Raw genomic sequence first — 13,152 nt, 5'->3', positions numbered from 1 at the left:
GAATGACCGCAACAGACACCCCCGAACCCGCCGCCCCGGCGCGCAAGCGAGTGCTCGAGGAGCGCAGCAAGGCCTGGCTGGGAACCCTGGCCGGATTGACCCTGACCGCACTGGTGGTAGCGACCACGCTGGTGAGTTCGCTGCACCTGGGCAAGACCACCTACTACGCAGACTTCCTGCAGATCGCCAGCGTGCGCCCGGGAGACGAGGTCAGCATCGCCGGCATCCCGGTCGGCACGGTGTCGGACACCACGCTGGCCGGCGATCACGTCGAGATCGCGATGAAGATCGACCGCGGAGTGCATCTCGGCTCGGACACCCGGGCGGCGATCAAACTGACCACGGTGCTCGGATCGCGCTACATCGAGCTCAAGCCCGCCGGTGACGATCCGCTTCCCGACAGTCGGATTTCGTTGTCGCACACTGGGGTCCCCTACGATCTTCAGAAACTTCTGCAGGACTCCACCAACACATTCGGTCCGGTCGACGCCGAACAGTTCGCCGAGTCGATGCGTACCGTCGCCGGCCAGCTCCACGACGTTCCACCGCTGCTGCCCGCGGCGTTGACCAATGTGCAGAACCTGTCGCAGGTGATCGCCGATCGCCGCTCCCAGATCGCCGATCTGCTGGCCAGCACCGCCGAGATCGCCGAGATCCTCGGCGGCCAACGCTCGGATCTGGCGGCCTTGATCACCGAGGGCCGGCAGCTGCTCGGAGCCGTCCTCGCGCGCCGCGAGGCGGTCGTGCGCCTGATGGACGCGGCCACCAGGCTCGTCGGGGTCGCCGACACCGTGCTCACCGACACCGGCGCGGAGACCAGCCAGCTACTCGGCGACATGCGCCAGGTCACCGCGATGCTCGGCGATCACGACGACCTGCTGCGCAACCTGTTCCAGATCCTGCCGATCACGATGCGCAACCTCGCCAACGCCACCGGTACCGGCCCGTTCCTCGACTTCGCCCTGCCCGGCGGGCTGATGGTCGACTCGTGGATGTGCGCCATCAGCGGCCGCGCCGAACAGTTCCAGTGGCCGGAGCGCTACGCCTACTTCAAGGACTGCGAATGACCCGTACCCGCCTCGCGATCGCCGCAGCCGTCGTACTGGCCGCTGTGGCCGTCATCGGCGCCGGCACCGTCTTGCGCCCGGATTCACAACGGCGCCAAACCATCATCGCCCATTTCGACAACGTCATCGGCCTCTACACCGGCAACACGGTCGCGGTTCTGGGCATGCCGGTCGGCCAGGTCGGCGCCATCACCCCCAAGGGGCCCTATGTGGAAGTGATCCTCGACGTCGACCCCGACGTCACCCTGCCGGCCGATGTCAAAGCGGTGACCGTGGGTACCTCGATTCTCACCGACCGCCATGTCGAGCTGACACCGCCGTACTCGGGCGGAGCGACCCTACCCAACGACACGGTGCTGGGACCCGATCGCACCCAGACCCCCATCGAATTCGACCAGGTGCTCGCGATGGTCGACAAGCTCGGCACCGCGCTGGGCGGCGACGGGCACGGCGGCGGTCCGATGGCCGACATCATGGACGCCACCTCGGCGATCACCAACACCAGTGGGCCGCAGATCAAGCAGGCCCTCGGCCAGCTCTCCACGGCGCTGCGCGCCGGGGACGACGGTGGCGTGGCCACCGAAGAGAACATCACCGCAATCGTGACCAACCTGAGCACGCTGACCGATGCGGCGGCAAAAAACCAGGAGGCGGTACGCGACTTCGGCTCCGACGTCCGCCAACTCAGCGACATCCTGGCACAGGAGGGCGTCGGGCAGGGTGGCACCGGCGGGCAGGTCAACGACGTCCTAGAGCGACTCAACACGCTGCTGACCGACAACGGCGAGAACCTGCGCGCCACCCTCGGCAGCAGCCAGTCGCTGACCGGCGCCCTGGTCGACTACCGCCGCGAGCTCGCCGAATTCTTCGATGTCACCCCGCTGGTGATGGACAACGTCGTCAATGCGCTCGACACCGACAACGGCATGCTGCGGATCACCGCGCACTTCGACTCGGTGTTCTTCGACAGCTCGATGACCAAGGAGGTCTGCAACATCCTGGGACTGCGCCAACTCGGTTGCCGCACCGGGACGATCCGTGACCTGGGGCCCGACTTCGGGGTGACCTCGGTGCTGGAAGCGATCACGAGGTTGGGCGAATGAGTACCCGCCCCGCCGCCCCGCTGCGTCGCCGCCTGGCCGCCCTGCCGATGGCGGCCGTACTGGCGGTCGCCGGTTGCGGGGTGGGGGTCGAACAGTTGCCGTTGCCCGCGCCGGGACTCGGTGGAGCCAGCTACCTTCTGAGCGCGGAGTTCGACAATGCGCTGAATCTGCCGGACCGGGCCAAGGTCCGCCTCGACGGCGCCGACGTCGGCGAGGTCGTGTCGATGGCCGCGAAGAACTACACCGCCGTGGTGCAGATGCGCATCCTGCAGGGAGTCCGACTGCCGGTGGGCACGTCCGCCGAACTGCGCTCGGCGACCCCGCTCGGTGACATTTTCGTCTCCCTGGTGCGCCCCGACGGCCCCGAGGGGCGAGCCGGGGGCACCGCCGAACCGGTCACCGGCGGCTATCTGCAGGACGGCGACACGATCCCGATCGGCTCGACGCTGACCGCCGCCACCATCGAAGAGGTGCTCGCCCAGACCTCGCTGCTGGTCAACGGCGGGGTGATCGGCAACCTGACACGGGTTCTCAACGGGGTGGGCGACGCGGTCGGTCACGACGGTGAGGGGCTGGCGGCGATGATTGGAGAATCCCGCGCGCTGGTCACCACGATGGCCGCCCGCACCGACGAGATCCGCTCGGTGATGAGCCACACCGCCGACCTCGCCGACGCCCTCAACAGCCGCCGCGACGCGATCAACGACGTGTTGACCACCTCGGCGCCGGCGCTGCTGGTGATCGCCGACAACACCACCGCGATCGTCGACCTGGTCAACACCATGGGAGCGGTCACCGGTCAGCTGGAACGCTTCCCGTCGATCGCCGGGGTCGACACCCGCAGCCTGGTCCGCGACATCAACGCCCTGTCGACCGCGTTCAACGAGGTCTCGGTGGACCCGCAGGTCAGCATCGACAATCTGGTGCGGGTGTTGCCCCCGGCGCTGAAACTGTTCAGCGCCACCGCCACCCATGCCGACGTCGACATGCAGCAACTCGCACTGGGCCACATCCCCGACCTCAACCACGAGGGTGACCCCGCGTTCACCGGGCCGAAGTGGGCCGACTGGGACAACATGGTCGGTTCGGTGCGCTACGTGCTCACCCAGCTCGGCGACCGGGTGTGGGGGCCCGACCGCGGCAGGATCTGGGGGCCCGGACAATGACCGTGATCGAGCCGATCGCCGCGGCGATCCTGACGGCGGTTCGCCGCACCGTCCGGTTCCGGCTGGTGCTGTCGGGGATAGCGCAGATCGCCCTGGTGATCGTCGGCGTTGCCTACCTGTTCTTCGGTGCCCTGCGCGACAACCCGTTCGCCGATCAGATCCGGATCACCGTGCATCTGGCGGAGTCCGGCGGACTGCTGGCCCGCCAGGACGTCACCCTGCGCGGCGTCCCGATCGGGCGGGTGGAGTCGGTGGAGTTCACCGCCGACGGGGTGCAGGCGGTGGCCCGTGTCGGCGCCGATGCACGGATCCCGCGCGACGGCACCGCGGTGCGGGTCTCGGGTCTGTCGCCGGCCGGTGAGCAATACCTCAACTTCGAGCCGGCCACCCTCGAGGGCCCCTACCTCTCCGACGGTGCGGTGATCGGCCGCGACGAGGCGAGCACCCCGGTGCCGATCTGGAAGCTGCTGGGCAACATCGACGGGCTGCTGGCGCAGACCGATCCGCAGCAGCTGCGCACGATGATCGACGAATTGGGCGTCGGCCCCGACGGCCCGCGCAAGCTGCGCGACCTGCTCGGCGGCGGCCAGGTGCTGCTGTCGACCCTCGACGGTGTGCTGCCGGAGACCATGACACTGCTGCGCGGCAGCCGTCCGGTGTTCCAGATCTTCGACGACGCCGCCGTCGGGATGAGCGCGATCGCCGACAATTTCGGTGCCACGCTGTCCGGCGTGAGCGCCAAGGACGCCGGTTTGCGCCGGATGCTCGACCAGACGCCGGACGCGCTGGACACCGTCGACGCGCTGCTGGCGGAGAACTCCCCGACCATCGTGCAGTTGCTCGGCAACCTCACCACCGTGGCGCAGCTGTCCTACGTGCGGGTGCCGGCGCTGCAGCAGATGTTCACCGACGATCGCAAACCGCTGCTCGACAGCGTCACCTCGATCATGCACGACGGCGCGGCCTGGGCGATCGCGAGCATCTACCCCCGCTATGTCTGCGACTATCCGCACCCGCGTGACGTGCCGTTCATCCCGAACTATCCCGAGCCGTTCATGTACACCTACTGCCCCAACGACGACCCGGGTGTGTTGATCCGCGGCGCGCGCAACGCCCCACGGCCACCGGGTGATGACACCGCCGATCCCCCACCGGATTGGGATCCGTTGCGCCGCACCGACCCGACGCCCGTCGGGCCCCACACGATTCCGCTGCCCTACGGCGGGCCCGAGATGCCACCGGGGTCCGAACCGCAGCGGGAAGGTAAACCCTGGTTCTGAAAGGAGCGCACCGATGTTCAACACCCATCTGCTGGAGGAACTCGAGGAGATCGCCAAGGAGTTCGAGGAGACCCTCGACTCCGGTGACCGCAGCGACGGCGTCAGCAGCGACGCCGACGGCGTCAGCAACGGAGCCGACGGTGCCAGCAACGGGGCCGGCGCCAGTAACGAGGCCGAGGACGCGGCCACCGACGAATCCTCCGACACCGACGAGCCGCCACGCCGGCCGCCCAGCCGGCGCATGTGGGTGGCGGTCGCGGTGCTGGCGGCTCTGGTCGTCGCTCTCGGTGCCGCCACCGGATACCTGGGCTGGCAGTACCGCAACGACCGCGCCGTGCACGCCGCGGCAGCGGCGGCACTGGAGGCGGCCAACGAGTACGCGGTGGCGCTGACCTCGATCGACAGCGACGACCTGGACGCGAACTTCCAGGCGGTGCTCGACGGGGCGACCGGACAGTTCCGCGACATCTACTCGGCGTCGAGCACCAAGCTGCGCAAACTGCTGGTCGACCACCGGGCCAGCGGCCACGGCGTGGTCATCGACTCGGCGGTGAAATCGGCGAGCACCAGCGAAGTGGTGGTGCTGCTCTTCGTCGACCAGACCATCTCCAACACCGAGGTCCCCGACCCGCGGGTGGACCGCAGCCGCATCGTGATGACGATGCAGCCGGTCGACGGCACCTGGAAAGCCGCCGAGGTGGAGCTGCCATGAGTCCGATCACCGCGCTGCGCGACGACTTGATCATGCGCTCGATGCTGACCAAGGTCGGTGACATCCCCGAGACGGTGCTGCTGCCGGTGCTGCGCCTGGTCGCCGACGACCGCGCCGCGGTCGATGGCGGCTGGCGCTCGGTCATCGCCGACCGCGCCCCCAACCGGCTGCTGGAATCGCCGCGCGCGTCGTGGCAGCGCCGCTACGGGCAGTTCGTCCGGGAACTCGAGTGGGTGACCGGCGAACTGGTCACGGTGGTGCCACGCGACGAGGTCGAGGAGCTGGTCTCCTCCACCGTGGCCGCCCGGCTGCGACGCTGGCTGCGCTACCTGCTGCCGATGTTCAACGCGGTACGCCTGGTGCCTCCGGCGCTGCACCCGTCGGTGATGGACACCGGGGTCGGCGTGGCCACGTTCCTGGTCGGGCCGATACAGCGCACCGGCGTGGAGGACGACGGTACCGTCGTCTATGAGATCCCCGAGTGTGCGATGCACACCTCGGTGGGAACCCAGACCGCCCAGGAGAACTCGTGCCTGATGGCCTGTAAGGCAGCATGCGAGAAAGTCTTCGACGCCGAATCGGCCATGCCCCTGGAATTCGACCCGCATCTTCCGGGGCTGTCCTGCACCCTGCGGGTGCGCCCCGCCGGCATCCCCTCGTCCTCGTCCCCCAAGGAGAAAAAGTGACCAACACCGCCGACCACGATTTCGCCGCCTACACCCCACTGTACGAGGAGTACGACTACGTCATCGACGACAGCGACGGCACGCTGCCGCCGGATCTGACCGGCACGCTCTACCGCAACGGCGCGGGCAAGCTCGACGCCGGCGGGCAGGCACTGGGGCATCTGTTCGACGGCGACGGGATGCTGTCGATGTTCTCGATCGCCGACGGCAAGGTGCATTACCGAAACCGCTACGTGCGTACCGAGCACTACCGGAAATCGCTGACCTCCAACGGTGCTCCGTTCCGGGCGCTGGGCACCATGCGTCTGGGCGGGATTCTGGCCAACGCGCTGCGGTTCCCGGCCAACGTCGCCAACACCGGTGTGGTCATGCACGCCGGGAAGCTGCTGGCGCTGTGGGAGGGCGGTCCGCCGACCGAGATCAACCCCGACACCCTCGACACCGTCGGCGTCGACCGGTTCGGCGGCGACCTGAAGTGGCTGGGTGCGTTCTCCGCACACCCCAAGTGGGATCCCGACACCGGCGAGATGTTCAACTTCGGATTGGCGATGGTGCCGTTCCCGAAGCTGATCTGCTATCGCGTGGACCGCGCCGGCAAACTCCACCGGCTCGGCCAGCTGGATCTGCCGCTGGCGATGTTCAACCACGACATGGGTCTGACCAGCCGGCATCTGGTGTTCGCCATCCCGCCGTTGGTCTTTCCGACGGCCAAGCTGCTCGGCGCCGGGCTGGGGTTGCGCAACTTCATCGACGCCATCGAGTACGACCCCAGCCGCGGCACCCTGATCGCTCTGGTTCCGCGCGACGGCGGAAAACCCAGGATCGTCTACACCGACTCGCTGCTGCACCTGCACCTGGCCAACAGCTACGAGGACGGCTCCGACACCGTGGTCGAACTCATCCACTACGACTCGTCGTGGGAGGAGCTCAACGGCCAGCTGTCCACGCTGAGCACCGACACCGCCGCGCAGGTGTCCTCCTACGGGGGGTCGCTGCTGCGGCTGCGGATCACCCCGTCGGGCACAGTGCTCCACGAGCCGGTGACCGATCTGGCCGCGGAATTCCCGTCCTGGAACCTCGCGCGCACCAGCCGGCCGAACCGCTACACCTACCTGTCGGCCGACGCCGACGGCAGCGCCTACCCCAATGCGATCGCCAAGGTCGACAACGACACCGAGTCGGTGAGCACCTTCCAGTTCCCCTACGGCCAGCAGCCCCACGAGGCGGTGTTCGCCGCCCGGCCCGGCGGCGAGGCCGAGGACGACGGCTGGCTGCTGGTGACCACCCAGGACGGGGTGAGCAACCGGGCCGCCATGACGGTGTTCGACGCGGCCGACATCACCGCGGGCCCGGTCTACACCGGCCGGCTGCGCCACCACCTGCCGCTGACCTTCCACGGCTGCTACACCCCGCGGGTGGCGCGCCCGGTCAGCCCATGATCGGGGCGAACACCGGGTCGATGAGATCGGCGACCGCCGACCACGGCACGGTGATCACCGGCAGCCCCCGCCCGAACTGGTAGTCGGGAAAGTGCAGTTCGATCCCCTCGGAGGTCGGTAGCCAGTATTTGAAGTTGATGTCGATCGGGGCGATCTCGGAACCGAACTGCCACACACCGGGACGCGGCGCCTGGTACACCGTCGGCAGGATCTGCTGCGTCTGGTCGGCCAGCCGCGCCAATCCGGCCTTTTTATCGGTGAATAAATTGTCCCACGTCAATAGAATCCCGCTGCGACTGTCAAATACCCGGGTCGCTACCGTGTGAAACGGCATATTCGGCATATCGGTGTTGTATTCACCGACGAATAACTCCGCGACGGTGATCGGCCCGAACGACGGCGTGCCGGTCGCGGTGAATGTCCACTCGTTTGTCTTGGTGGCACTCGGCTCGTAGGTGGCGACCTGACCGTGAGCCTCCGCATCGATGATCTCGTTGATCGCCGCCATCACCGCCGGGTCGCCGCCGTCGATGCGCTGATAGTCAACGTTCCACGTGCCCAAGCCATCTGGACTTGTCCCGGTGATCGTGACGGGCACCGCGCGCAGCGCCGCCGACTCCGGTTGCGCCGTAGCCGGCCCCGGGCCCACGGTGGCGGCCACACCGACTCCGATGGCGGCTACCGTGGCGGTCGCCGCCCGCCTGAGGGATTTCACACTGACCATGAGACCTCGTTTGCCAACTGTTTTTCTCGCCCCGAATTTCGATCGATAATAGTCGACCGGTACACTTTTTTCATGCGAATCGGTGTGCAACTGGGATATTCCGGGGGATTCAAAGAATCGGTCGATCAGGTGGTCGAATTGGAGAAGATCGGCGCCGACATCGTCATGGTCGCCGAGGCCTACTCCTACGACGCGATCAGCCAACTGGGCTACCTGGCGGCCAAGACCTCCACGATCGAACTCGGTTCGGGGGTGGTGCCGATCTACATCCGCACCCCCTCGCTGCTGGCGATGACCGCCGCCGGCCTCGACTACGTCTCCGACGGCCGTTTCCGCCTCGGGATCGGCACCTCCGGGCCGCAGGTGATGGAGGGCTTCCACGGCGTGCCGTTCGACGCACCACTGGGCCGGACCCGTGAGGTCGTGGAGATCTGCCGGCAGGTGTGGCGCCGCGAGGACGTCCGCTACGACGGCACCCACTATCAGATCCCGCTGCCCGCCGACCGCGGCACAGGACTGGGCAAGCCCCTGCACCTGATCAATCACCCGGTGCGCGAACGGATCCCGATCTCGATCGCGGCGTTGGGGCCGAAGAACGTGGCGTTGACCGCCGAGATCGCCGAGGGATGGCAGCCGGTGTTCTTCCACCCCGAGAAGTCCGACGACGCCTGGGGGGAATCGCTGCGCACCGGCTACGCCCGCCGCGATCCCGCACTCGGGCCGCTGGACGTGATGGTGGGCGCTTCCCTGGCGATCGGCGAGGACGTCGATGACCGGCTCGAGTGGACCAAACCGATGCTCGCACTGTATCTGGGCGGGATGGGGGCACGCGGCCGCAACTTCTATCACCAGTTGGCCACCCGTTACGGGTTCGGCGCGGCCGCCGACCGCATTCAGGAGCTGTATCTGGCGGGTCGCAAACAGGAGGCGATCGCCGCGGTCCCCGACGAGTTGGTGCGCGACATCTCATTGGTCGGCCCACGCGGGTTCGTCGCCGAGCGCGTCGCGGCGTTCGCCGCCGCCGGGGTGACGACGCTACTGGTCAACCCGGTCACCGCCGATCCCGGCGAGTACGTGCGCTACGTCGCCGAATTGCGCGATCTGCTGAGCTGACCCGCCGCGGGTCCGCGCCGGCGCCGGCCGGCGGAGCCGATCAGCGCTGCGCCCCCACGGCGTCGGCGACGCGGGCGGCGACGCGCTGAGCGGTGTCTTCGTCGGCGGCTTCGACCATGACACGCACCAGTTGCTCGGTGCCCGAGGGCCGCAACAGGATTCGTCCGGTCTCCCCGAGTTCTTCTTCGGCGCTGCGGACCGCGTCGAGCACGGCGGGCGCGGCGGCGACGGTGGCCTTGTCGGCGACGGCGACGTTGATCAGGACTTGGGGAAGGGCCTGCATCGCGGCGGCCAGCCGGGTCAGCGGCAGCCCGGTCTGGGCCATCCGCGCCATCAGCGCCAGCCCGGTGGCGATGCCGTCACCGGTGCTGCCCAGCGCCGGCATCACGATGTGCCCGGATTGTTCGCCGCCGAGGCTGAACGCCCCGGCCCGCAGTTCCTCGAGTACGTAGCGATCGCCCACGCCGGTGGTGCGCACCGTGATGTCGGCGGCGCGCATCGCCAGGTGCAGCCCCAGGTTGCTCATCACGGTCGCCACCAGGGTGTCGGCGGCGAGTTCGCCGGCCTCCTGCATCGCCAGGGCCAGCACCACCATGATCGCGTCGCCGTCGATGACCCGACCGTCGGCGTCCACCGCCAGGCAGCGGTCGGCGTCGCCGTCGTGGGCCAGACCCAGATCGGCGCCGTGCGCCAGGACGGCGGCCTGCAGCGGGTCCAGATGGGTGGAGCCGCACCCGTCGTTGATGTTGAGCCCGTCGGGGTCGGCGTTGATCGCGATGACCTTCGCCCCGGCGGCCCGGTAGGCGCGCGGTGCGGCCTCCGACGCCGCGCCGTGGGAGCAGTCCACCACCACCGTCAGCCCGTCGAGGGAGACCCGGCTGGCGGCGGCCACCTGCTGCAGGTAGCGCTCCAGGGCGTCGGGGGCGTCGCGCACCCGGCCGATGTCGGCGCCGACGGGCCGCAACCCGGGGCCGGCGGCCACCATCTCCTCGATCTCGTCCTCGGCGGCGTCGTCGAGCTTGTGCCCGCCGGGGCCGAAGATCTTGATGCCGTTGTCGGGCATCGGGTTGTGGGAGGCGGAGATCATCACCCCGAAGTCGGCGCCGTAGGCGCCGGTGAGGTGCGCGACGGCCGGGGTGGGCAACACCCCCACCCGCAGCGCGTCGACACCCTGGCTGGTCAGCCCGGCGATGACGGCGGCCTGCAGCATCTCCCCGCTGGCGCGCGGGTCACGGCCCACCACCGCGACGCGCCGGCCCGCCCCGGTCGGGGCGGCCAGGCGGCGTGCGGCGGCGGCACCGAGAGCCAAAGCGAGCTCCGCGGTCAGTTCGCGGTTGGCGACCCCGCGGACACCGTCGGTGCCGAACAGTCGACCCATGGCCCGATCAGCGCTTGCTGTACTGCGGTGCCTTGCGGGCCTTCTTCAGGCCGTACTTCTTGCGCTCGATCTCGCGCGGGTCGCGGGTCAAGAACCCGGCCTTCTTCAGCACCGGACGGTCTTCCGGGGAGATCAGGATCAGCGCCCGGGCGATCGCCAGCCGCAGCGCCCCGGCCTGTCCGGACGGTCCGCCGCCGTCGAGGTGGGCGTAGACGTCGATGCCGTCGAGACGGTCCACCGCCACCAGCGGTGCCTTGATCAGCTGCTGGTGGACCTTGTTGGGGAAGTAGTTCTCCAGGCTGCGTCCGTCGAGGTGGAACTCGCCGGTGCCGGGAACCAGACGCACCCGGGCGATCGCCTCTTTGCGCCGCCCGACGGTCTGGATCAGTCGGTCGATGACGACCGGGCCGCGCGGGGTGCCCGCCTCGGCGTCGGTCTGAGGGGTCTGAGCGCTCTGAGCGTTCTCGGTGCTGTCGGCCAGCGGCTGGGTCATTGGGTCACCTGCTTGATCTCGTACGGAACCGGCTGCTGGGCGGTGTGCGGGTGCTCGGGGCCGACGTAGACCCGCAGCTTGCGCTTCATCTGGCGGCCGAGCCGCGTCTTGGGCAGCATGCCGACGATCGCCTTCTCCACCACGCGGTCGGGGCGGGTGGCCATCAGCTCGGCGACGGTGCGCTTGCGCAACCCACCGGGGTACCCCGAGTGGCGGTACACCATGGTCCGGGCCGGTTTGTCGCTGCTGATCGCGACCTTGTCGGCGTTGATGATGACGACGAAATCGCCACCGTCGACGTTGGGCGTGTATGTCGGCTTGTGCTTGCCGCGCAACAGTGTTGCCGCTGCGACGGCGAGCCGGCCGAGCACCACGTCGGTGGCGTCGATGACGTACCACGTGCGCGTGGTGTCACCCGCCTTCGGCGTGTAAGTAGGCACAGCGCTTACCTTCTCTTCTCTCGGGGTTGATCCCGGTCTGACCCGGGCGCCGGTCCGGCGTGTGCGGCATGAATGCTCTCGGCGACCGACAGTGACCCGAGGATCCGTGGCTACCGCACGCCAGCGTCGTAGCTTACCGGCGGGCATCCGCGCAGGTCAAAACGGCCGGTCCGGCCCGATGGTGGGGCGGCCCCGGCGGCTCCCCGCGCCGGGGCTCCCACATCGGCACCACCACGGCGGGCCCGGATCGATCACCGGCGCTGACCTGGTGGGGGAACCATGGTGCGCCGCGCGCGGCGCGCCCGCAAGTCAGTGCCGGCGGCTGTGGATGGCCGGCGGCGCGACGCGCGGGACGCCGCTAGCGTCACCGGCCATGACCGGACTGCGCGCCGTGCTGAGCGTCGCGGTGGCGCTGTTGGTGACCGCACCGACCGCCCCGGCGCTGACCCCACCGCGGGTGGACAACCAGTGGCTGCCCGACCCCGCACCGCCGGCACCCGCCGAGGCGACGGTGCGCCAGCAGCCCTGCGCGATGCTCACCGCCGCCGCGGGGCCGCGCCCGGGCAGCCAGTTGGACACCCTGGGGTTGGCGTCGGTGTGGCCGTTGACCCGCGGCGACGGGGTGCTGGTGGCGGTCATCGACACCGGGGTGCACCGACACCGGCAATTGCCGGGCCTGGTGACCGGGGGTGACTACGTGGCCGCCGGCGTCGGCGACGAGGACTGCGACGGGCACGGCACCCTGATCGCCGGGATCATCGCCGCCGCCCCGGGGACTGCGACTGGAGAGTTCAGCGGTGTGGCACCGGGGGCGACGGTGCTCACGATTCGCCAATCCAGCACGGTGTACGGCCCGGCCGGGGCACCGGCACGTCCGGGTGTCGGTGACGTCGACACGATGGCGGCGGCGGTGCGCACCGCCGCGGACCGGGGTGCCGGTGTGATCAACATCGCGGTGACGGCCTGCGTCGACGCCGACACCGCGCTGGCCGACCGGGCGCTGGGGGCCGCACTGGCCTACGCGGCGGAGGTCAAGGACGCCGTCGTGGTCGCCGCGGCCGGCGGCACCGCGCACTGCCCGGCCCAACCGGTGGATGCGACGTGGGCGACAGCGACCGCGGTGGCCAGCCCCGCCTGGTACGACGACTTCGTGCTCAGTGTCGGATCGGTGGATCGGCAGGGACACCCGTCGGCGTTCACGCTGCCCGGGCCGTGGCTGGATGTGGCCGCCCCCGGGGAGGCGGTGGTGTCGCTGAACCCCAGCGGCGACGGATTGGTCGACACCCGGGGTGGGCGCCCGATCGCCGGCACCGGCTATGCCGCCGCGGTCGTCAGCGGGGTGGCCGCCCTGCTGCGCGCCCGGTATCCGCAGTGGACGGCCCAGCAGGTGCGCCAACGGCTCATCGACACCGCGCACACCCCACCGGCGGGGTGGAACCCGCTGGCCGGCCACGGGGTGATCGATCCGGTGGCGGCGATCGCCGAGCAGGCACCGACGCCGGATCCCGGCGCGCGACGCGGACAAGTTCACAGATTTCACCCTCACAGGGT

Annotated in this window: 13 protein-coding genes; 9 read left to right on the top strand and 4 right to left on the bottom strand. The window is 69.4% G+C overall.

Translation table 11 applies throughout. The features are described 5' to 3' along the window. Window positions 1-2: 2 nt before the first annotated feature. Genes B8W67_RS15645 through B8W67_RS15620 form a run of 7 tightly spaced genes read left to right on the top strand, consistent with a single transcriptional unit; the run spans window position 3 to window position 7,453 of the window. A complete protein-coding gene (locus B8W67_RS15645) occupies window positions 3-1,067 on the top strand; it encodes an MCE family protein (RefSeq protein ID WP_085304883.1) in 1,065 nt (354 codons plus the stop codon). Continuing rightward, on the top strand, window positions 1,064-2,170 hold the full coding sequence (locus B8W67_RS15640; RefSeq protein ID WP_085304881.1) for an MCE family protein: 1,107 nt from the start codon (window positions 1,064-1,066) through the stop codon (window positions 2,168-2,170). The genes B8W67_RS15645 and B8W67_RS15640 overlap by 4 nt, the downstream gene beginning before the upstream one ends. Further along, entirely contained in the window at window positions 2,167-3,336 is a 1,170-nt protein-coding gene (locus tag B8W67_RS15635; RefSeq protein WP_085304880.1) for an MlaD family protein, read from the top strand. Before B8W67_RS15640 ends, B8W67_RS15635 begins: the two co-directional genes overlap by 4 nt. Continuing rightward, the gene (locus tag B8W67_RS15630; protein WP_275080359.1) at window positions 3,333-4,616 is read left to right on the top strand and encodes an MlaD family protein; all 1,284 of its coding nucleotides are present in this window, start codon (window positions 3,333-3,335) and stop codon (window positions 4,614-4,616) included. Before B8W67_RS15635 ends, B8W67_RS15630 begins: the two co-directional genes overlap by 4 nt. Window positions 4,617-4,629: 13 nt before the next feature. Beyond that, entirely contained in the window at window positions 4,630-5,328 is a 699-nt protein-coding gene (locus tag B8W67_RS15625) for an Rv1363c family protein (RefSeq protein ID WP_234806789.1), read from the top strand. Then, window positions 5,325-6,014, top strand: coding sequence for a hypothetical protein (locus tag B8W67_RS21405; protein ID WP_234806788.1), 690 nt, complete (start codon window positions 5,325-5,327; stop codon window positions 6,012-6,014). The genes B8W67_RS15625 and B8W67_RS21405 overlap by 4 nt, the downstream gene beginning before the upstream one ends. Beyond that, the gene (locus B8W67_RS15620) at window positions 6,011-7,453 is read left to right on the top strand and encodes a carotenoid oxygenase family protein (RefSeq protein ID WP_234806787.1); all 1,443 of its coding nucleotides are present in this window, start codon (window positions 6,011-6,013) and stop codon (window positions 7,451-7,453) included. Before B8W67_RS21405 ends, B8W67_RS15620 begins: the two co-directional genes overlap by 4 nt. Here B8W67_RS15620 and B8W67_RS15615 read toward each other — a convergent pair. Next, window positions 7,443-8,168 (bottom strand): RsiV family protein, encoded by a 726-nt coding sequence (locus B8W67_RS15615; protein WP_234806786.1) that lies wholly within the window; start codon window positions 8,166-8,168, stop codon window positions 7,443-7,445. The genes B8W67_RS15620 and B8W67_RS15615 overlap by 11 nt on opposite strands. Window positions 8,169-8,249: 81 nt before the next feature. Here B8W67_RS15615 and B8W67_RS15610 point away from each other — a divergent pair, with 81 nt between their 5' ends. Beyond that, window positions 8,250-9,290, top strand: a complete 1,041-nt coding sequence (locus B8W67_RS15610) for an LLM class F420-dependent oxidoreductase (RefSeq protein ID WP_085304878.1) — start codon at window positions 8,250-8,252, stop codon at window positions 9,288-9,290. Between the two features lie 40 nt (window positions 9,291-9,330). Here B8W67_RS15610 and glmM read toward each other — a convergent pair whose 3' ends face one another. From glmM to rplM, 3 genes are read right to left on the bottom strand one after another with little or no spacing between them, the layout of a single operon-like run. Then, on the bottom strand, window positions 9,331-10,668 hold the full coding sequence (glmM, locus tag B8W67_RS15605) for a phosphoglucosamine mutase (RefSeq protein ID WP_069391063.1): 1,338 nt from the start codon (window positions 10,666-10,668) through the stop codon (window positions 9,331-9,333). A 7-nt stretch (window positions 10,669-10,675) separates the two neighbouring features. Then, window positions 10,676-11,161: a 30S ribosomal protein S9 gene (rpsI, locus tag B8W67_RS15600; protein ID WP_085304877.1), complete on the bottom strand. Its 486-nt coding sequence runs from the start codon at window positions 11,159-11,161 to the stop codon at window positions 10,676-10,678. Then, complete coding sequence (gene rplM / locus B8W67_RS15595; RefSeq protein ID WP_069391062.1) at window positions 11,158-11,601, bottom strand: 50S ribosomal protein L13; 444 nt, start codon at window positions 11,599-11,601, stop codon at window positions 11,158-11,160. The genes rpsI and rplM overlap by 4 nt, the downstream gene beginning before the upstream one ends. Window positions 11,602-11,974: 373 nt before the next feature. Between rplM and mycP the strand changes: the two genes are divergently transcribed. Beyond that, window positions 11,975-13,152 (top strand): type VII secretion-associated serine protease mycosin (mycP, locus tag B8W67_RS15590; protein ID WP_109561803.1); only part of this gene is annotated, 1,178 nt, incomplete at its 3' end.

The organism is Mycolicibacillus koreensis (assembly GCF_002104795.1).
GTDB lineage: Bacteria > Actinomycetota > Actinomycetes > Mycobacteriales > Mycobacteriaceae > Mycobacterium > Mycobacterium koreense.
This window is presented reverse-complemented; position numbering and strand designations above follow the sequence as displayed.

What these genes read in the sequence shown, in the direction of transcription:
- B8W67_RS15645 (WP_085304883.1), top strand. Translation starts at nt 3, where the DNA reads ATGACCGCAACAGACACCCCCGAACCCGCCGCCCCGGCGCGCAAGCGA.
- B8W67_RS15640 (WP_085304881.1), top strand. Translation starts at nt 1,064, where the DNA reads ATGACCCGTACCCGCCTCGCGATCGCCGCAGCCGTCGTACTGGCCGCT.
- B8W67_RS15635 (WP_085304880.1), top strand. Translation starts at nt 2,167, where the DNA reads ATGAGTACCCGCCCCGCCGCCCCGCTGCGTCGCCGCCTGGCCGCCCTG.
- B8W67_RS15630 (WP_275080359.1), top strand. Translation starts at nt 3,333, where the DNA reads ATGACCGTGATCGAGCCGATCGCCGCGGCGATCCTGACGGCGGTTCGC.
- B8W67_RS15625 (WP_234806789.1), top strand. Translation starts at nt 4,630, where the DNA reads ATGTTCAACACCCATCTGCTGGAGGAACTCGAGGAGATCGCCAAGGAG.
- B8W67_RS21405 (WP_234806788.1), top strand. Translation starts at nt 5,325, where the DNA reads ATGAGTCCGATCACCGCGCTGCGCGACGACTTGATCATGCGCTCGATG.
- B8W67_RS15610 (WP_085304878.1), top strand. Translation starts at nt 8,250, where the DNA reads ATGCGAATCGGTGTGCAACTGGGATATTCCGGGGGATTCAAAGAATCG.
- glmM (WP_069391063.1), bottom strand. Translation starts at nt 10,668, where the DNA reads ATGGGTCGACTGTTCGGCACCGACGGTGTCCGCGGGGTCGCCAACCGC.
- rpsI (WP_085304877.1), bottom strand. Translation starts at nt 11,161, where the DNA reads ATGACCCAGCCGCTGGCCGACAGCACCGAGAACGCTCAGAGCGCTCAG.